Origin of the sequence: Erwinia sp. HR93 (genome assembly GCF_034555055.1) — a bacterium.
GTDB classification, from domain to species: Bacteria; Pseudomonadota; Gammaproteobacteria; order Enterobacterales; family Enterobacteriaceae; genus Apirhabdus; species Apirhabdus apintestini.
This window is the reverse complement of record NZ_JAXUDP010000001.1, coordinates 3,161,994-3,180,757: the sequence shown is the minus strand read 5'-3', so window position 1 is coordinate 3,180,757 and position 18,764 is coordinate 3,161,994. Positions and strand designations below refer to the sequence as shown.

Below are 18,764 nucleotides of genomic sequence, written 5' to 3'. Positions count from 1 at the left end.
TTAGCAGATGACCTGTATATTATTTCGAAGCGTGAAAATAAGGGAGTCGGACGTGGTGGCCGAAAGTCAGCCGGGACATATTGATCAGATTAAGCAAACGAATGCCGGGATGGTATATCACCTGATCGACACTTTAGGGCCAGTATCGCGCATCGATCTTTCCAGATTTACTCAACTGGCACCTGCCAGTATTACTAAAATTGTCCGTGAAATGCTGGATGCTCATTTAGTTCAGGAAACCGAAATCCCGGAATCCGGGGCTCGGGGCCGACCGGCAACGGGGTTGAATGTCGCCACCGCAGGCTGGCACTATCTGGCGGTGCGTCTGGGGCGCGGCGATATTGCGCTGGCATTACATGATTTGAGCGGGGCGGTGGTTATCGCCGAAATCGAGGCTCTGTCACCTGATATCCCTGAACAAGCATCCTCATTGTTATCGCGCATCGTACGTAGTATCGATAATTTCTTTACTCGCAATCAATCAATGCTTGAACGCCTGACGGCGGTGGCCATTACTCTCCCGGGAATTGTTGATACGGGGCGGGGCATTGTGCGCCGGATGCCTTTATATGAAGGGGTTCACGATATGCCGCTGCGCGCTACTCTTGAGGAGCATATTGGCGTTTCCGTATTTATCCAGCATGACATTAGCGCCTGGACTCTTGCAGAGTCGATGTTTGGTGCGGCGAAAGGCGCCAGCGACGTTATTCAGCTTGTGATTGACGATAATGTGGGAGCGGGGGTGATCACCGATGGTCGGCTGCTGCACGCCGGGAGTAGTAGCCTGGTGGAGATAGGCCATACTCAGGTCGATACTTATGGCAGGCGCTGTTATTGTGGGAATAATGGCTGTCTTGAGACCATTGCCAGCGTTGAAAGCATTCTGGAACTTGCGCGACAGCGAATGTCTCATTCGATGCGTTCTCTGTTGCATGAGCGCCCATTGTCTATTGCTTCACTTTGCGATGCCGCACTGAACGGGGACAGGCTGGCTTGCGATATTATCTCCGGAGTAGGCACCAGCGTCGGGCGCATCCTGGCCATTATGGTTAATTTATTTAATCCTCAAAAAGTACTTATCGGTTCTCCGTTGAATCAGGCTGCTTCAATTTTATATCCGGTTATTCACGACTGTGTCCGACGTCAGGCGCTGCCAGCCTATAGCCAGGACATCCAACTTGTCGGTACGCGCTTTAATAATCAGGGCCGGATGGCCGCCGCGGCGCTGATTAAGGACGCTTTGTATAACGGAACGTTATTAATTCGTTTGCTGCAAGGCTAACATTTTTACATATTTCCAAGAAAGCTTGCGCTATCTCAAACCGGCTATAACGCTCTTCTTTTAGACTTCCGTCGCTGAATTATTTTGTTTTTTGATATTTTCAGGTCTCAACGGCCGGAGTGCTTTATGCTTAAGCGTTTCTTTATTACGGGAACGGATACCGCAGTGGGGAAAACTGTGGTGTCTCGTGCACTACTTCAGACGCTGGCCGCTGACGGCGAATGCGTCGTAGGGTATAAGCCGGTAGCGAAAGGAAGTCAGCAGACGGAAGAAGGACTGCGCAATAAAGATGCGCTGGTTTTACAAAGCGTTTCTTCGCTGGCCCTGCCTTATGAAGCCATTAACCCCGTCGCATTTAGCGAGCAGGAAAGCAGCGTGGCGCATAGTTGTCCCATTAATTATGGTCTGCTGTCTGAAGGGTTGGCCAAACTAGACATGCAGGCAGACTGCGTTGTCGTTGAAGGAACGGGCGGCTGGCGTAGCCTGATGAATGACTTACGCCCATTATCTGACTGGGTAGTACAGGAACAGCTCCCGGTATTGCTGGTGGTCGGTATTCAGGAAGGCTGTATTAATCATGCGCTGCTCACGGCGCAGGCAATTGCCAGCGATGGCCTCCCGCTATTAGGGTGGGTGGCAAATCGAATTAATCCCGGGCTTGCGCACTATGCGGAAATAATTGACGTTCTGAGTAAAAAATTAAGCGCGCCATTATTAGGGGAGTTACCTTATCTACCGCGCCCTGAACAGCGTGATTTAGCCCAATATTTATATCAGGACATTCTTTATCGTGCGTTGGGTCGCATGCCGGCAGCAAACCAGGCAATATAAAATCCTGAGGCACTATTCCTTCGAGACTGAATATAGTTATAAGAAGGAATAGCGCTCTTTCGTGTAAGCTAAGCTCTCTTATTGGGTTCGATGAACCGTTGCATACTGACTAAAGCTATCTTTCTTTACGTTGTGGATTCAATCCAGCTTACCTATCTATTCAACGGCCTGATGAGGCGTTTGGCATTGCCTTATCCTGAGCGGTTGATTCGCTCTGCTGATATTACCTGGTACAACCTTTCAAAGACAAAGACAAAGACAAAGACAAAAGGTAATGCCGTTTTTCAACGCTATTAAATAGCGAATACCGCACTGGGCATCAAAAACCTGTCTTTTGGGTGCCGCCTGCGCGCTTCCATCGCACAGGCAAAGGGAGGTTATCCTTGGGAAATATTTAAGGCCCGGCGCGTGCGCCCTGAACTTAAATAATCCGCAATGTAGTCTTGAGAAATCTCACCGCTGTAACGCCCGTCTTCATCCACAATAGGCATCCATACCGTATTATGTTGATACAACTTCGATAACACCACGCGTAGATTTTCTTCGGCCTTGCCGGTCACCCGGAAGGGATGTAAAAGGTCGGCGCAGACGCCACTGGCGCTGCGCGCCTCGCGGCGTTTAACGTATCCCAAGGGTTTCTCATCATTGTCGACTACAGTGATGGCCCGGATATCATTATCATCCATAAGCATAAAGGCTTCAGCCAGAGACATTTGCGCTTTGGCTGTAATCGTTGGTTGACTGTCTGTAACGTCGCTGGCTTGCACTAACAGTAAGCGCTTCAGGGTGCGATCCTGTCCAACGAAAGAGCCGACAAATTCGTTAGCAGGCTTCGCCAGCAATTCATCCGGGCTGGCGCACTGTATGATTTTCCCTTTACGAAATACGGCAATTCGATCGCCCAGCTTAAGTGCTTCATCAATATCATGGCTTACTAGCATGACGGTTTTCTTTAGCTGACGCTGCATATCCAGAAACTCATTCTGGATCACTTCCCGATTTATCGGGTCGACGGCACCAAAGGGTTCATCCATTAACAGCACCGGCGGATCGGCGGCCAGCGCCCGAATCACTCCGATGCGCTGCTGTTGGCCCCCGGAAAGCTCTTTTGGATAGCGGTTCAAATAATGTTTGGGATCGAGCGCCACCATGCTCATTAACTCGCGCGCCCGTTCCCGACAGCGTTTTTTATCCCAACCCAGCATGCGCGGTACGACGGTAATGTTTTCTTCGATGGTCATATTTGGAAATAGACCGATTTGCTGAATAACATAACCAATATTGCGCCGTAGCGTAACGGTATCCAGCTCGCTGGTGTTCTGACCATTGATCATTATCGTTCCGCTTGTGGGGGCGATAAGCCGATTTATCATTTTTAGAGTAGTGGTTTTGCCGCAGCCGGAAGGGCCGAGTAGTACGCACATTTCACCCTCTGGCACATTAAGGCTAACGTCATCGACGGCGTTAAAACTCTGACCGCCTTTTTGAGTGAACTGACGGGTTAGGTGTTCCAGTTTAATCATTCTCGTCTCCGAACATGCATTACCGCAATCAGATGGCGGTTATAAAAAATTTTCAGTATTGCTTACCAGCGCATGAGCGCTTTTTGCACGCCGTGCAAAAGCCAGTCGAGGATGATGGCTAGCAGACAGATGAGAACGGCGCCGGCGATCAGCATGCGTACATCGCTGCCGCTGATACCATTAAGTAACAGCAGGCCGAGCCCGCCGGCGCCGATTACGGCCGCGATAGCCATCACGCCGATATTCATGACTACCGCGGTGCGGATCCCTCCAAAAATAACCGGCATTGCAAGAGGGATCTCAACCCAGCGCAGACGCTGCCAGAACGTCATGCCAATGCCCCGGCCCGCCTCACGAAGTTCGGGAGGTAAATTATCAATAGCGGTGAAAGTATTGCGCACGATGGGCAGCAGTGAATAAAGAAAAACGGCGGTGACCGCAGGTAAAACGCCAATGCCCTGGCCAATCAGCGAGAACAGCGGGATCATCAAGCCAAACAATGCGATAGAAGGAATTGTCAGTACAACAGTTACCAGCCCCAAAACAGGAGATGACAACCATTTGTAGCGCACGATTAAAATGCCAAGCGGGACGCCAATAACAATAGCCAGCCCCACGGCGATAGCGACCAGCAGTAAATGTTGAAGCGTTAACGAGGCCAGATAGCCCGCGTTATCAGCCATATAGTGCAGGGTATCCATAACCTCTCCTTAAAGTAGCCCTTTTTGGTGCAGAAAAGCCTGAGCTACCTGCTGCGGCGAGCGATGCTGAATATCGACTTCTGCATTAAGCGTCGAAATCGTGTCGTTATTTAGCAGGGCTGACAAAGTATTTAGCGCTTCGGCCAGGCCTGGGTGCGTCTCAAGTATTTCTTTACGTACTACTGGTGTTACCGCATAGCTCGGGAAAAAGTTTTTATCGTCTTTGAGAACTTTCAGATCGAAGCCTTTTACGCGTCCATCGGTGGTGTAGATTAGCCCGGCATCGACAAAACCATCGCGAATGGCGTTGTATACCAGACCGGGATCCATTTGTCTGAGTTGCGGCCGGTCGAGTGACATTTGGTAGGCCTTCTGCAATGGTTTCATACCATCGCTTCGCCCGGCGAATTCCAGGTCAAGCCCCAGCAACCAATTATTATCGGGGTCAGTTTGGCGGATATGTTCAATCTTACTGACCATTTCTGACATAGTATGGATATTTTCCGCCTCCGCGCGTTTACGCTGCATGGCGAACGCATAAGTGTTATTCATATCGGCAGGATTAAGCCAAACCAGCCCTTTTTTAGCATCGAGCTTTTTCACCGTGGTATAGCTTTGCTCTGGCGTCATACGCTTATTTATATGGTTAAAAATAATTAGCGAGGTGCCCGTATATTCCCATGTGATATCGATTTGTTTGTTCAGCATCGCATTGCGCGAAATGACGGCAGCGATGTTGGTACGCGGCTCAACCTGAAACCCTTTTTTTCTCAGGTAAAGCGCGGTCATCGCTGACAGAATATGCTGTTCTGTAAAGCTTTTTGTTGCCAGTACCAGCGGCGCAGCGGATGCGGGAATAACGGCAGCGATTGCGACAAGCGCCATGACCGATTGCAGGATAACTCGGTGGAAAAATGGCATTAAGAATTCTCCATCAGGACGTATGTGGGCTTAACCAGCGCCCCAGGGTGGCGAGAAATATATCGAGGATTAATGCAAATATCGCCGTTGCCGCTGCGCCTAAAATTAGAGTGGGAAAATCGTTCAGATAGATGCCCGGAAAAATAAGCTCACCGTAACTGTTGGCACCAATAAGAAACGCCAGCGGCGCCGTGCCAACATTAATCGCAGTTGCAATGCGGATCCCGGAAAGAATAACCGGCCATGCATTAGGGAGTTCCACCTGCCAAAGACGCTGCTGGCGCGTCATGCCAATACCTTTGGCCGCCTCAAGTAATGAAGCAGGTACCGAACACAGCCCGGCGTAGGTGTTACGCACGATAGGAAGAAGGGAGGCTAAAAACAGCGCGGCAATTGCTGGCTTATCGCCAATACCGATAATTACCATTGCCAGAGCGAGAACGGCCAGCGGAGGCAACGTGTTGCCAATATTAAAAAGTTGCATCACATATTCAGCCCAGCGCCGGGCAAACGGCCGGCTGAGTAATATACCGCTAGGTAGGCCAACCAGCAGCGCCAGCGCCATTGAGCTGAAGACTAATAGCATATGGCGCTGACCCAAATACAGCAGATCGACCTTACGCGCTTTTAGCGTATCTGCTCCAATGCCCCAGAAAAGTAATGCTGCTGCAGCAATAATGATCAATGTGATAAATAAAGTGCGCTTTAATAGCGTTGAGGGCATGCCCGTTATCTCCTTTTATTCTATAAATCGCAGCCGCAGTGTTGAACCAAAAGACAGCAATACCGGGCGCGCACAAAGGGTGTGCTGCCTTCAACATGCGGTGCGCTCGCGCCATAAGATACACAGACGCTATTGACCTATAGCAAGGGATGGCTGACTCTTCCAGTTTGAGGCGCACATTTACGCTGGCGCTGAGTGCGATGAACGGACTTGCGGCTTCGCTGGAATGGGGCAGTAGGTAGGTATGACTAAAGGTAATCTTAAATGCACGTCAGGATAGTGACGTGGTCACTTCTGACGTGCGTTGAACCTGCAACTATTCGCGATATAAAGGCTTGTCAGGGACCGGAATAAGCAACTCTTTTCGCCATTCCGCCAGCGTTAAACGCGCCAGTTCTCCCACGCCTTGCCAGAATGGATGCTCCGCTCCCTTTATAAAACAGGCAAGAAAACGCTCGCTCCAGGGAAATAAATGCCAGGCCAGTAGTTCATCGACGCGGTTGAATTGCTGTTCTTCCGCAAGCCATGCGGCAAGCATTAGCAGTAAACCGAAATGATCTTCCGGCTCATTAAGGTTCCCGTGATGCGAGATTCCATGCTGCTGCATCCATTCGCGCAGCGCAAGCGTCGAATCACCAAAGAGAACGCTTTCGCGGTCCAGCCATACCGATCCCCACGGTGGAGATGGTAAAGCCCAGGGACCAATAAACAAGCGCTGATATGCCTGAGAAAGCGTTTCGTTTGGCTGATTTTGCTGTGCCAGCAACGTGGAAATGTGAGGTAGATCGGACGATGGTATCGGCCATTCAGTTTCCCAGTCGGCGGTTTTCAGCATCTCAATGACAGGTGTGACGTTGTCACTTGTTGGTTCAAAGTAAAATAGTGCTCCGAGAACCCGCCCGGTGAGTGCAATAGTTTGATATCTGGTGAGATGAGCTGTGTGCATAACATTCCCTTCATGGCGGTTTGTACCGCCATGTCAATCAAAGAAGGCAGGTTGAATCTGCCATTAAGTAATATTAAATTTTTTCGATTTCAACAAGATTTGTATGCTGTGGGTTACCTTTAGCCAGCGGTGAAGTACGGTGGGTGGTCAGCGTATTCATACAGGCACCATGGTCGATGCGATCGCCATCCATATTGGCGCTATGCCAGGCGCCCTGGCCCATCGCGGTAACTCCCGGCATGATTCGCGGCGTTACTTTTGCCGACAGCCGCACTTCACCGCGCCCGTTAAATACGCGCACCATATCACCGCTATTAATATTACGCTTTTGGGCATCCAGCGGGTTAAGCCACACTTCCTGGCGACAGGCTTCCTGAAGAATATCTATGTTGCCATAGGTGGAGTGGGTGCGCGCTTTATAATGGAAGCCGAACATTTGTAGCGGGTATTGGCTACGCTCTGGTGCATCCCATCCTTCGAAGGTTGAGGCATAAACCGGGAGCGGGCTAATCACTTCGTCATTTTCAAGCTGCCATGCAGCCGCGATGTCTGCCAGCCTTTGCGAATAAATTTCAATTTTACCTGATGGGGTTTTCAGCGGATTTGCCTGCGGATCTTCGCGGAATTTGCGATAAGCGACAAAATGCCCAGCCGGATCCCGACGTTTGTAGATGCCCATTTTACGTAATTCTTCATAGGTGGGCAGGTCTGCGTCGCGCGCGCGCATCTTCGCATACAGATGCTGTAGCCATTCGCGCTGGGTGCGGCCCTCAGTGAATTTTTGATACACATCCGGGCCTAATCGCCGCGCCACTTCACTCATTATCCAGTAAATAGGGCGGCGCTCGAACTTCGGCGTAGTAGCAGGCTGGATAAAAATCAGATAGCCCATATTACCGGCGTAATCGTTGGGGATGATATCTTCCTGTTCAACGGTCATCAGGTCAGGCAGCAGAAGATCGGCGTAACGCGCTGACGAGGTCATAAAGTTTTCAATGACAACAATGGTTTCGCACAGCGACTCATCCTGAAGGATTTCATGAGTGCGATTGATGTCAGAGTGCTGGTTAATAAGCGTATTGCCAGCGTAGTTCCAGATGAATTTAATCGGCGCCGACAGTTTATCCGCCCCCCGAACTCCATCGCGCGTTGCCGTCATTTCTGTTCCACGAGCGATAGCGTCAGTCCAGCTAAAGCAGGAGATGCTGGTTTTCACCGGGTTTTCCAGTACCGGCATGCGCTCAATAGTCATATTATAGGTAGACTCACGAGCGCCGCTATTGCCGCCGTTAATCCCAACATTGCCGGTTAAAATGGGTAGCATTGCGATTGCGCGTGATGTCAGTTCACCGTTGGCCTGACGCTGGGGCCCCCAGCCCTGGCTAATATAAGCGGGCTTAGCTGTACCTATCTCGCGCGCCAGTTTAATAATGCTGTCGACCGGAATGCCCGTGATGTGAGAGGCCCATTCAGGGTTTTTCTCAATGCCATCGTCACCCTGGCCAAGTATCCAGGCTTTATAATGACCATTTTTAGGCGCGCCTTCTGGCAGCGTTTTCTCATCATAGCCAATGCAATAGGTATCGAGGAAAGGCTGGTCGACGAGATTTTCTTTGATAAGCACCCAGGCAAGGCCGGCGACCAGAGCTGCATCGGTGCCGGGACGGATGGGGATCCATTCGTCCTCACGTCCCGCTGCGGTATCCGTATAACGGGGGTCAATAACTATCATTCGGGCGTTTGAACGCTCGCGCGCCTGTTCTAGGTAATAAGTAATACCGCCGCCGCTCATACGCGTTTCAGCCGGGTTGTTGCCGAACATAACTACCAGCTTCGAGTTTTCAATATCGGAGGTGCTGTTTCCATCGTTACTGCCGTAGGTGTATGGCATCGCGCAGGCGATTTGGGCGGTGCTGTAGGTACCATAGTGGCTGAGAAAGCCCCCGTAGCAGTTCATCATACGTGCCACTAATGAAGCATAGGGCGATGAGCGGGTGATATTCCCCCCCACGACGCCGGAGGAATAGTTGATATACACGGATTCATTGCCGTGGCGTTCAACTGTTTTTTGCAGCCGGCTGGTCAATATATCCAGCGCTTCATCCCAGGAAATACGCTCAAATTTTCCTTCCCCGCGTTTACCAACGCGCTTCATAGGATAGTTCAAACGTTCAGGATGATTAATGCGACGTCGGATTGAGCGGCCTCGCAGGCAGGCTCGAACCTGATGGTTACCGTAGATATCCTCGCCGGTGTTATCCGTTTCGACATGCCAGACTTCATTATTACGAACATGCAGACGCAGCGCGCAACGGCTGCCGCAGTTTACTGAACAGGCGCCCCAGACAATTTTATCTTCTCCGGCTGTCAGCGCATTACTAACGGCCGCTGCCGCGCGCCGCATACCGAAAGGTAAAGGTAAAGTTTGTGCAGCAATCGCCAGGCCGCTCAGCGTACTGGTTTTCATAAATGTGCGGCGACTAATTCCGCTCTGGTGTTGGGATGATGACATAATTAACTCCGCGCAATTGGCTTCCAGCTTCCCGCCGGGAAGCATCTGCTGTTTTTATATAAAGGCGACTGATGCAGATTCAGTCTGTACTTACTTATAGCGCGGAAGTATTACTCACTTGGGAGTATCAGTTTTTAACGTTCGTCAATGTTGCGTACGTTTTATCGATGAAATAGAGCTTAATGAAAGAAAAGTGTGGGAAGAGGGGCGCTATCGCCCCACGGGTTAAGGCGATACAGCCTCGTCAGTTTCAGCTGCAGAAGAATCAGACTGACGAATATATAAAATTTTTTGCGTATCGTTTGCACAATGGCCAACGACCTGTCCACGGGTATTCTGCAAACGATCGCTTGGAACTATGGTCAGCGTGAAGTCTGACTCAGGTACGCCGTTTCGAATAATTTGCTGTTCAATTTTCGATTTTAGCCGCTCACAGGAGTTCTGTGTCGCCAGAACCGGGGAGGTGGTTAACAATAATAATGTACTTGTCCAAATAATGTGTTTCATTGTCGCTCCTTTCAATCCCGATTGAAGCAGGCAGAATAGCATATTGGTGACGCCAGGCTCTTGTTAGTTACGACAGTTTACCCCGCGGTGCAAATCGGCAGCTAACCGGATGCGGCTTATTGTGCCGTAGGCTTGAGCAGCGAAGAGCCTGAGGTTTTATGGCGCTCCAGATACTGATGTTGGAAAATACACATACGAATAGTATTTCGGTACTCTCCGTTAATAAAAAACTCGTGAATTAGCTCACCTTCAACCATAAATCCCAGCTTCTGATAAATATGAATAGCTTTCGCATTTTCTTTATCAACAATGAGATACAGCTTATAGAGGTTAAGTACTGTAAATCCATAATCCATAGCCAGCTTCGCCGCCCGTGTGGCTAAGCCTTTGCCCTGATGCTCGGGGGAAATAATTATCTGAAACTCCGCGCGCCGGTGAACATGGTTAATTTCAACCAGTTCGACCAGACCGGCTTTTTCGCCCTGGCACTCAACGACAAAGCGACGCTCACTTTGGTCGTGAATATGCTTGTCATATAAATCTGACAGTTCGACAAAGGCTTCATAAGGCTCTTCAAACCAATAGCGCATTACGCTGGCATTGTTATCCAGTTGATGGACAAAACGCAGATCTTCACGCTCCAGCGGACGTAGTTTGACGCTTATCGTTTCGCTCATAGCCGCTCCACTTTGGCGCTTCGAAGGTACGAAGCGCCGTATAACTTAAGGATGAATTGTACGTCCGGTAGATCGATCGAGGCAGCGCAACGTGTCAGGTTCCCAATAGGCATTAACGTTGGCGCTTTTCAGGCAATTATCGCGCGCGTCAAAGGCGGTGTCGGTCTTATCCCACTCTTTTTCAGTGCGGCGATTGACCTTGCGACGCAGGCTGCGGGTATCGTCCCACTGTTCTTTCTCCATTGCGGCATGCTGGCGACTAAGCGCATTGTCACCGGACTCAATAACCAGACGATCGGTTTTCGCCTGCGCCGGCACGCCCATTAACACAGAAGCAGCAAAAGATACCGGCAGCAATATCATCGTCAGGCGACGGGAAAATGACGAGATCATAATGATTTCCTTATATAGATGAATTCCACTGCGCCACATTTTACCTGATTTCAGAATACAGGCCATGCGGCGGCGTATTTTTCTTTACCGCGTTGAATAAAAAGAGAGGTTGAGCGTAGGGCAATTTGCAAATTTATATAGACATTATGAAAGAGTGTGATTTAAGTGGAATTTTTAAATTATGAATACTTGTATGGTAGATGGCGTCGCGCTATTTTACTTTAACCTGCCTTGACGCTAATAAGTGCTATGGGAGCCTGTCACCGGTTGGGTTGGTTTCAAATCTATGCGGCTGTTAATCGCTTCGTTAAGGATAGATATATGAAAATTATCAAGGCTGACGTTTTTGTCACATGCCCCGGGCGTAACTTTGTCACACTTAAAATAACCACTGAAGACGGCATCACGGGGCTTGGTGATGCAACACTGAATGGTCGTGAACTTTCCGTTGCCGCATATCTTAAAGAGCATCTTTGTCCGCAGCTTATTGGGCGAGACGCACGGCGCATTGAAGATATCTGGCAGTTCTTTTATAAAGGTGCCTATTGGCGACGCGGTCCGGTGACGATGTCGGCGATATCCGCTATTGATATGGCGTTATGGGACATAAAAGGCAAAGCTGCCAATATGCCGCTATATCAGCTCCTGGGAGGAGCGTCGCGAGAGGGCGTAATGGTTTATTGCCATACCACCGGGCACACCATTAATGATGTCCTTGAAGATTATGCAAGACATAAAGAGCAGGGCTTTAAGGCTATCCGCGTTCAATGTGGCGTGCCCGGAATGCAAACTACTTATGGGATGGCCAAAGTAAAAGGAGAAGCCTATGAACCAGCGACAAAAGGCCTGTGGCCAGAAGAGCAGCTATGGTCAACGGAGAAATACCTCGATTTTACCCCTAAATTATTCGCCGCGGTGCGCGAACGCTTTGGGTTTGATGAGCATTTATTGCATGACATGCATCATCGCCTAACGCCGATTGAAGCGGCGCGCTTTGGCAAAAGTATTGAAGAATATCGACTGTTTTGGATGGAAGACCCAACGCCTGCAGAAAATCAGGCCTGTTTTCGTTTAATTCGCCAGCATACCGTGACACCGATTGCCGTGGGCGAAGTTTTTAATAGTATCTGGGATTGCAAGCAGTTAATAGAAGAACAATTGATAGATTATATTCGCACCACAATTACTCACGCCGGAGGGATCACCGGCATGCGGCGCATTGCAGATTTTGCTGCGTTATATCAGGTTCGCACCGGTTCGCACGGGCCTTCTGATCTATCACCGATATGTCACGCAGCGGCGCTGCATTTCGATCTCTGGGTACCAAATTTCGGCGTTCAGGAATATATGGGATACTCCGAAGCGATGCTCGAAGTGTTCCCTCATAGCTGGCGCTTTGAAAAGGGATATATGCATCCCGGAGAAAAACCTGGGTTAGGTATTGAGTTTGACGAAAAAATTGCCGCTAAATATCCCTACGATCCTGCTTATTTACCCGTGGCTCGCCTTGAAGATGGTACGCTGTGGAATTGGTAATGCGAATAATGATATCACTGGGATTATAATAGTATTAATAAGCTCAAGAATTGATTGTATGATTATTATTGTTTGATGGAATAATTATGTTTCATTATTGATATGCATTATCAAACTCAACGGATGGGAGTTATGAAATGTAATTATATTAATAATCAATAATGAGGTGGGATTCTTTTAATATTAATGACTCAATATCTCGAGAGATTAATGGACGCGTAGTTTAATTAACTCAATTACGCAAAAATCTATTTCAGGAAAAATAAATTATGAAAAGCATTGTAATCCAGCAGCCAGGAAAGCTGGTTATAGAAGAGCGTCCTTTGCCTGCTCCCGGTCCTGGAGAAGTCAGGGTTCGTGTAAAACGAGCCGGTATTTGCGGTTCCGATGTTCATATTTTTCACGGGCATAATCCCTTTGCCAAATATCCACGCACGATCGGACATGAGTTTTTTGGACATATTGATGCCGTAGGTGAGGGAGTTGATATATCGCGTACGGGAGAACGTATCGTAGGCGACCCGGTAATAAGCTGCGGTCATTGCTATCCCTGCCGCATTGGAAAACCAAATGTTTGTCGGGAGCTACAGGTAATTGGCGTGCACAGAGACGGGGGGTTTAGTGAATATGTAACATTACCTGCGCAAAATGCGTGGTGCGTACCCGAGGGTATTTCTGACGATGAAGCTGCGATGGTTGAGCCATTCACCATTGCTGCGAATATTTGTAGCCAGATGAGCCCTGCGGAGCTTGATATTGCACTGGTTTATGGCGCGGGCCCAATGGGGCTGACTATTATTCAGGCACTACGTGGAGTCTATGGCGTACGGGAAATTATTGTTGCCGACAAAATCGATGAACGACTGGCCATGGCGAAGCATAACGGTGCCGATCGCATTATTAACAATGCTCATACCGATCTTAGCCAGCAACTTGCGGGAGTAATGCCAACACTCATTATCGATGCCGCCTGCCATCCGGCGATTTTGCCAGAGGCTATCGCGCTGGCCTCTCCGGCCGGGCGTATTGGTATTTTGGGTTTTTCTGATGCGCCGTGCACAATTACTCAGCAGGCTATTACCAGTAAAGAACTCAGTCTGTTTAGTTCAAGACTGAATAGCCGCCGCTTTCCAATGGTTATCGAATGGATGAAACGACGTAATATTGATGCGCTTAAACTCATTACTCATCACTATGCTTTTCAGGACGTGATGAACGCAATGGACGTTTTTGAAAATAACCCTAAAGAATGCTGTAAGGTATTACTGGAATTTTAACCAAAATTATTTTGATTGTTCCTGCCAGGTAATCATTTATTAATATTATTAGGTTTGGGTAATAAATGAATGCTTTGAAAAACATTGTGGGAAGAATAATAAAGATTGGTTCTCAATAAATTCGGGCCCGAAGCGATAAGTTGAGTGGTCTTAACCATCGGGCGCTTATAATGACACTACAATAGTGAGCGACAGATGAATAATATCCCCGATAATATAAATGAACAGACAAGGAATACAGGCGATCTAATCCGGGCTGCAGTTTCAGGCTGGCTTGGTACCGCACTTGAATTCATGGACTTCCAGCTTTATTCGTTGGGGGCTGCGCTGGTTTTCCATGAAATATTTTTCCCTGAACAGACGGCGGCGATGGCGTTAATTTTAGCAATGGGTACCTATGGAGCCGGATATATAGCGCGAATTGTTGGCGCTTTTATATTTGGCAGAATGGGGGATACCATTGGGCGTAAGAAAGTATTATTTATCACTATAACCATGATGGGCATTTGCACTACTCTTATTGGCGTGCTCCCCACCTATGCACAGATAGGTATTTTGGCGCCAGTGCTATTGGTAACACTACGTATTATTCAGGGACTGGGTGCAGGTGCAGAGATATCAGGAGCTGGTACTATGCTGGCTGAATATGCGCCGCACGGAAAGCGCGGCATTATTTCTTCGCTAGTGGCTATGGGCACAAATTGCGGTACGTTAACCGCCACGGGAATATGGGCTGTCATGTTTTTTATGCTAGATAAGTCCCAGTTATTGGCATGGGGCTGGCGCGTGCCGTTTCTGTGCAGTGCCATTGTAATGGTATTTGCTATTTGGCTGCGCCTAAACTTAAAAGAAAGCCCTGTTTTTGAACAAACACAGGGGCAACCGTTAGAGAACACCGCCGCTGCAGCGGAAAAGAGTATGTTGCGCAGTAAATCCTTTTGGCTGGCCACGGGCCTGCGCTTTGGACAGGCGGGTAACTCTGGGTTAATCCAGACTTTTCTTGCTGGCTATTTGGTTCAGACGCTGCTCTTTGATAAACGTATCCCCACCGATGCGCTAATGATAAGCTCTGCAATCGGTTTTCTCTCTATTCCGGTTATGGGCTGGCTTTCCGATAAATTTGGTCGACGCTTGCCCTATATTATTCTGAACTTCCTGTCCATTATTCTCGCGTACCCCATGATTGCTATTTTGGTCGATAACAGTATGCCAGTTAGCGTAATTATGCTCTGTATCATTGTTATTCATAATATCGCAGTGCTAGGTTTGTTTGCCTTAGAAAACATAACGATGGCGGAAATGTTCGGTTCCCGAAATCGTTTCACACGCATGGCTATCTCTAAAGAAGCAGGCGGATTAATCGCCGTAGGGTTTGGCCCTCTTCTCGCAGGCATATTTTGTAATATGACTGGCGCCTGGTGGCCAATCGCTGCCATGATCGCAGTTTATTCCTGCATAGGGTTGCTGGCCGCTGTGTTGATGCCAGAAGTGAGCGATCGCGACCTGAGCCTGTTACACGATGCGGCAGATGCCAGTTCAGCCTCATCGGCACGCACTCCCGTAGTGCGCGGCGCCGTATCCTGAGTAAGAGAATTGCAAAGCGCGCCAGCTTGCTTTGATTTTTAACAGTAATTTCGCGCGTGATATCAGGATATAGTCTCTATTGGCATGGAAAATAAATTGAGAAGGATAACAATGATGCAAAATAAATTCAGCGCTGCAAAAGCAGTGCAGCCCACTTATGACCGCAATTGTCTGAAGCCACGCATTGTACATCTTGGTTTTGGCGCTTTTCATCGTGCTCATCAGGCTGTGTTTGCAGATATTCTCGCCTCACAGCACGCCAGCGATTGGGGATATTGTGAAGTTAATCTGATTGGCGGTGAGCGCCAAATTGAAGATATCAGACGCCAGGATAATCTGTTCAGCGTATCAGAAATGGCGCCCGGCGCCTGGAATAGTCGAATCGTTGGCGTGGTAAAACAGGCGCTCCATGCCGACATTGACGGGATTGCCACCGTACTGCAAGCCATGACTCAACCGGAGGTGGCAATTGTATCAATGACGGTAACGGAAAAAGGGTATTGCCATGCCCCTTCGACCGGGAAACTGGTGTCCGATCACCCGTTAATACAGGCCGATCTTGAAAACCCTGACACCCCCCGCAGCGTGCCGGGTGTCATTGTCGCGGCGTTACGCAAGCGGCGCGAAGCGGGGCTGGCGCCCTTTAGCGTGATGTCCTGCGATAACATGCCTGAAAATGGCCACGTGGCGAGAAATGTTGTTATTGGTTTTGCCAGATTATTAGACCCGGCGCTTGCTGACTGGATTGATGCATCCGTAACATTTCCTTCAACGATGGTGGACCGCATCGTTCCCGCGGTGACGCCAGAAACCCTGGATGCAATAGCGCAGCATATTGGGGTTGACGATCCTGCGGGAGTCGCCTGTGAACCATTCCGGCAATGGGTGATTGAGGATAATTTTGCCGCTGGACGACCGCGTTGGGAACTTGCTGGCGCTGAACTGGTGGACGACGTGCTCCCCTGGGAGGAAATGAAACTGCGTATGTTAAACGGCAGTCATTCGTTCCTTGCCTATTTAGGATATCTGGCAGGCTATGCGCATATCAATGAGTGCATGGAGGATAGCTGTTTCCGCGAGGCGGCCCGGGCGTTAATGCTTAATGAACAGGCTCCCACTTTACGTGTGCGCGGCGTAGATTTAACCCAGTACGCAGACTCGCTGATAACGCGCTATAGCAACCCTGAACTTAAACACCGAACCTGGCAAATAGCCATGGACGGTAGTCAAAAATTGCCCCAGCGCATGCTGGATTCGGTGCGCTGGCATTTAGCCCATCAGAAACCCTTTCCGCTATTGGCATTAGGCATTGCTGGATGGATGCGCTACGTGGGGGGAATCGATGAGCAGGGGAATCGTATTGATGTGAGCGATCCGTTATTATCCGTGATAACGCAAAGCGTTAGCGGGAGCAAAGACGGCGAGGATCGCGTTAACGCGCTACTGGCAATAAACGCTATTTTTGGTGATGATTTACCTCTTAACGCCCATTTTGTTCAAGCGGTGCAGGAGGCGTATCAACGCCTCCTGGCGCAGGGTGCAAAAGCAGCGGTTGCTTATAGCGTCCGTCATGCTGAATAAAGCATAAGCAGGGAGCCGTACGCTCCCTGGACTCTTCTTATCATAATAAAAATAATGGCTGGCCTTAGTAATAACCACTTTCCCGGAAAGTTTAACACTTAAATAACGCCTGCGTATTTTGACAGCGGTAGATACGTTTAACCTGTCGTTTTCTTACGCGTAGCGCCTGTTATTCTTCACAAAACCAGTGTGTATTTTCTTGCCTGATAAGCAGCATAGACTCACTAATTTCGTGCAAGTGGCGATGCATTGCAGTATCAGCGGCCTCAATATTGCGCTGCTCAAGAGCGTCAAAAATAGCGTAGTGTTGCCGCAGCAGCATCTCCGGTGGTGAAACATTTTTTAAACTCATATAGCGCACGCGATCGATGGCCGCCTTTATATTTTCTACCGTTTCCCATGCCAGTTGGCAGTCGGCTATTTGTGCTAAAGCCTGATGGAAGGCGTCGTCCAGAGCGAAGAAATCATTATGCTGGTGGCGGCTAACCGCATTTTGCTGCTGATGCAGATTTTGCTCTAAGTCCCACAGTGCTTCATCGTCAATGTAGTCGATAGCGCGTTTAACCACGGCGCGTTCAATGGCATCCCGAATAAAACAGCCATTTTGTACCTGGGAGATCGCTATCTTCGTAACATAACTGCCGCGCTGCGGGCGTATCTGAATTAGGCCATTCTCCGCAAGCTTAATGAAAGCTTCACGTACCGGCTGACGTGAAACCTCAAAACGTGCGGCTATTTCTTTTTCCGACAGCGGCGTTCCTGGAGCAATCAGACATTGCACTATGTCCCTGCGCAGGATGCGATAAATCTGTTGGTTGACGGGCTGGACGGGATTTAGGGATTCGGCACTCATGGATTGTTTATCGGGTAATGGGTAACCTCTTAAATTTACCATACTTTTAGGATGCCGCCCATTTTACAACGGGCGGCGAATCCTCAGACCTCACGCTGAACGGTAAGGCCAGCCCAGCTCTGACTCACAGGCATCATTTCCAGCGTATTGATATTGACATGTGCCGGCAGAGTAGCGACCCACCAGACGGCTTCACACACATCCTGTGGTGTTAACGCATTCGCCTTGTGATAGGTTTGCTGTACTTTTTCCTCATCGCCCTTAAAACGCACCGCTGAGAACTCGGTACCACCGACCAGGCCGGGTTCAATATCGGTAATGCGGATGGCGGTACCCTGTAAATCAGTACGTAAATTAAGGCTAAACTGCCGCACGAATGCTTTGGTTGCGCCATAAACATTGGCTCCTGCGTAAGGCCAGTTCCCTGCGGTCGAACCCATATTAATAATATGCCCACGATTACGCTCGACCATACCCGGCAAAATAGCGCGCGTCATCCAGACGAGGCCTTTATTATTGGTATCAATCATGGTTTCCCAGTCATCGACGTTGGCCTGGTGTGCCGGTGCAAGCCCCAAAGCCAGTCCTGCATTGTTGACCAGAATATCGATATCTTTCCAGGCAGCGGGTAATGTCGACAGAGCATCATCAATAGCGGCCCGATTACGTACATCCAGCGGCAGAGGAAACAGACTGTTTCCTAATTGATCTTTTAGCATCTGTAATTTTTCTTCACGCCGCCCGGCGGCGATGACCCGATGCCCACTCTCCACAAAACGACGGGCAATACTCTCGCCAAAACCGGAAGTTGCGCCGGTAACCAATACAATCATGGCTGTGTTCCTTAAAAGGGTTTTATCGTGGCGATACCTTAACATGCAAGCCCGGGCAGGAGCGATGAGTTAGACCACAGGAT

Annotated in this window: 17 protein-coding genes; 6 read left to right on the top strand and 11 right to left on the bottom strand. The window is 49.2% G+C overall.

Going from position 1 to position 18,764, the window contains the following annotated elements; genetic code table 11:
• Positions 1-52: 52 nt before the first annotated feature.
• A complete protein-coding gene (locus SFA31_RS14860) occupies positions 53-1,282 on the top strand; it encodes an ROK family protein (protein ID WP_322838679.1) in 1,230 nt (409 codons plus the stop codon).
• A 126-nt stretch (positions 1,283-1,408) separates the two neighbouring features.
• Positions 1,409-2,113, top strand: coding sequence for a dethiobiotin synthase (bioD, locus tag SFA31_RS14855; protein ID WP_322838678.1), 705 nt, complete (start codon positions 1,409-1,411; stop codon positions 2,111-2,113).
• A gap of 377 nt (positions 2,114-2,490) precedes the next feature.
• Here bioD and osmV read toward each other — a convergent pair whose 3' ends face one another.
• The 9 genes from osmV to SFA31_RS14810 form a co-directional block, all read right to left on the bottom strand.
• On the bottom strand, positions 2,491-3,636 hold the full coding sequence (osmV, locus tag SFA31_RS14850; protein ID WP_322838677.1) for an osmoprotectant ABC transporter ATP-binding protein OsmV: 1,146 nt from the start codon (positions 3,634-3,636) through the stop codon (positions 2,491-2,493).
• A 62-nt stretch (positions 3,637-3,698) separates the two neighbouring features.
• On the bottom strand, positions 3,699-4,337 hold the full coding sequence (gene osmW, locus SFA31_RS14845; protein WP_322838676.1) for an osmoprotectant ABC transporter permease OsmW: 639 nt from the start codon (positions 4,335-4,337) through the stop codon (positions 3,699-3,701).
• A gap of 9 nt (positions 4,338-4,346) precedes the next feature.
• The gene (osmX, locus tag SFA31_RS14840; protein ID WP_322839387.1) at positions 4,347-5,222 is read right to left on the bottom strand and encodes an osmoprotectant ABC transporter substrate-binding protein OsmX; all 876 of its coding nucleotides are present in this window, start codon (positions 5,220-5,222) and stop codon (positions 4,347-4,349) included.
• A gap of 49 nt (positions 5,223-5,271) precedes the next feature.
• Positions 5,272-5,982, bottom strand: a complete 711-nt coding sequence (gene osmY / locus SFA31_RS14835) for an osmoprotectant ABC transporter permease OsmY (protein WP_322838675.1) — start codon at positions 5,980-5,982, stop codon at positions 5,272-5,274.
• Between the two features lie 316 nt (positions 5,983-6,298).
• Positions 6,299-6,928 (bottom strand): Tat proofreading chaperone DmsD, encoded by a 630-nt coding sequence (gene dmsD / locus SFA31_RS14830; protein ID WP_322838674.1) that lies wholly within the window; start codon positions 6,926-6,928, stop codon positions 6,299-6,301.
• A 73-nt stretch (positions 6,929-7,001) separates the two neighbouring features.
• Positions 7,002-9,440 (bottom strand): selenate/tellurate reductase subunit YnfE, encoded by a 2,439-nt coding sequence (gene ynfE, locus SFA31_RS14825; RefSeq protein ID WP_322838673.1) that lies wholly within the window; start codon positions 9,438-9,440, stop codon positions 7,002-7,004.
• A 225-nt stretch (positions 9,441-9,665) separates the two neighbouring features.
• Positions 9,666-9,947 (bottom strand): DUF1161 domain-containing protein, encoded by a 282-nt coding sequence (locus SFA31_RS14820; protein WP_322838672.1) that lies wholly within the window; start codon positions 9,945-9,947, stop codon positions 9,666-9,668.
• Between the two features lie 116 nt (positions 9,948-10,063).
• A complete protein-coding gene (speG, locus tag SFA31_RS14815) occupies positions 10,064-10,624 on the bottom strand; it encodes a spermidine N1-acetyltransferase (RefSeq protein WP_322838671.1) in 561 nt (186 codons plus the stop codon).
• Positions 10,625-10,669: 45 nt separating this feature from the next.
• Positions 10,670-11,017, bottom strand: coding sequence for a DUF1283 family protein (locus SFA31_RS14810; protein ID WP_322838670.1), 348 nt, complete (start codon positions 11,015-11,017; stop codon positions 10,670-10,672).
• A 321-nt stretch (positions 11,018-11,338) separates the two neighbouring features.
• On the opposite strand from SFA31_RS14810, the gene manD reads away from it, so the two are divergent.
• From manD to SFA31_RS14790, 4 genes are all read left to right on the top strand, one after another.
• Entirely contained in the window at positions 11,339-12,553 is a 1,215-nt protein-coding gene (gene manD / locus SFA31_RS14805) for a D-mannonate dehydratase ManD (RefSeq protein ID WP_322838669.1), read from the top strand.
• Positions 12,554-12,822: 269 nt separating this feature from the next.
• Positions 12,823-13,830, top strand: coding sequence for a Zn-dependent oxidoreductase (locus tag SFA31_RS14800; protein WP_322838668.1), 1,008 nt, complete (start codon positions 12,823-12,825; stop codon positions 13,828-13,830).
• A gap of 195 nt (positions 13,831-14,025) precedes the next feature.
• Entirely contained in the window at positions 14,026-15,414 is a 1,389-nt protein-coding gene (locus SFA31_RS14795; RefSeq protein ID WP_322838667.1) for an MFS transporter, read from the top strand.
• Positions 15,415-15,528: 114 nt separating this feature from the next.
• Positions 15,529-16,995, top strand: coding sequence for a fructuronate reductase (locus SFA31_RS14790; RefSeq protein ID WP_322839386.1), 1,467 nt, complete (start codon positions 15,529-15,531; stop codon positions 16,993-16,995).
• A gap of 169 nt (positions 16,996-17,164) precedes the next feature.
• Here SFA31_RS14790 and SFA31_RS14785 read toward each other — a convergent pair whose 3' ends face one another.
• Complete coding sequence (locus SFA31_RS14785; RefSeq protein ID WP_322838666.1) at positions 17,165-17,848, bottom strand: GntR family transcriptional regulator; 684 nt, start codon at positions 17,846-17,848, stop codon at positions 17,165-17,167.
• A gap of 83 nt (positions 17,849-17,931) precedes the next feature.
• Positions 17,932-18,681 (bottom strand): bifunctional NADP-dependent 3-hydroxy acid dehydrogenase/3-hydroxypropionate dehydrogenase YdfG, encoded by a 750-nt coding sequence (gene ydfG / locus SFA31_RS14780; protein WP_322838665.1) that lies wholly within the window; start codon positions 18,679-18,681, stop codon positions 17,932-17,934.
• Positions 18,682-18,764: the final 83 nt, after the last annotated feature.

Excerpts from the sequence above, each read along its gene's own strand:
- bioD (WP_322838678.1), top strand. The coding sequence starts at position 1,409 with ATGCTTAAGCGTTTCTTTATTACGGGAACGGATACCGCAGTGGGGAAA.
- osmV (WP_322838677.1), bottom strand. The coding sequence starts at position 3,636 with ATGATTAAACTGGAACACCTAACCCGTCAGTTCACTCAAAAAGGCGGT.
- osmW (WP_322838676.1), bottom strand. The coding sequence starts at position 4,337 with ATGGATACCCTGCACTATATGGCTGATAACGCGGGCTATCTGGCCTCG.
- osmX (WP_322839387.1), bottom strand. The coding sequence starts at position 5,222 with ATGGCGCTTGTCGCAATCGCTGCCGTTATTCCCGCATCCGCTGCGCCG.
- osmY (WP_322838675.1), bottom strand. The coding sequence starts at position 5,982 with ATGCCCTCAACGCTATTAAAGCGCACTTTATTTATCACATTGATCATT.
- dmsD (WP_322838674.1), bottom strand. The coding sequence starts at position 6,928 with ATGCACACAGCTCATCTCACCAGATATCAAACTATTGCACTCACCGGG.
- ynfE (WP_322838673.1), bottom strand. The coding sequence starts at position 9,440 with ATGTCATCATCCCAACACCAGAGCGGAATTAGTCGCCGCACATTTATG.
- SFA31_RS14820 (WP_322838672.1), bottom strand. The coding sequence starts at position 9,947 with ATGAAACACATTATTTGGACAAGTACATTATTATTGTTAACCACCTCC.
- speG (WP_322838671.1), bottom strand. The coding sequence starts at position 10,624 with ATGAGCGAAACGATAAGCGTCAAACTACGTCCGCTGGAGCGTGAAGAT.
- SFA31_RS14810 (WP_322838670.1), bottom strand. The coding sequence starts at position 11,017 with ATGATCTCGTCATTTTCCCGTCGCCTGACGATGATATTGCTGCCGGTA.
- manD (WP_322838669.1), top strand. The coding sequence starts at position 11,339 with ATGAAAATTATCAAGGCTGACGTTTTTGTCACATGCCCCGGGCGTAAC.
- SFA31_RS14800 (WP_322838668.1), top strand. The coding sequence starts at position 12,823 with ATGAAAAGCATTGTAATCCAGCAGCCAGGAAAGCTGGTTATAGAAGAG.
- SFA31_RS14795 (WP_322838667.1), top strand. The coding sequence starts at position 14,026 with ATGAATAATATCCCCGATAATATAAATGAACAGACAAGGAATACAGGC.
- SFA31_RS14790 (WP_322839386.1), top strand. The coding sequence starts at position 15,529 with ATGCAAAATAAATTCAGCGCTGCAAAAGCAGTGCAGCCCACTTATGAC.
- SFA31_RS14785 (WP_322838666.1), bottom strand. The coding sequence starts at position 17,848 with ATGAGTGCCGAATCCCTAAATCCCGTCCAGCCCGTCAACCAACAGATT.
- ydfG (WP_322838665.1), bottom strand. The coding sequence starts at position 18,681 with ATGATTGTATTGGTTACCGGCGCAACTTCCGGTTTTGGCGAGAGTATT.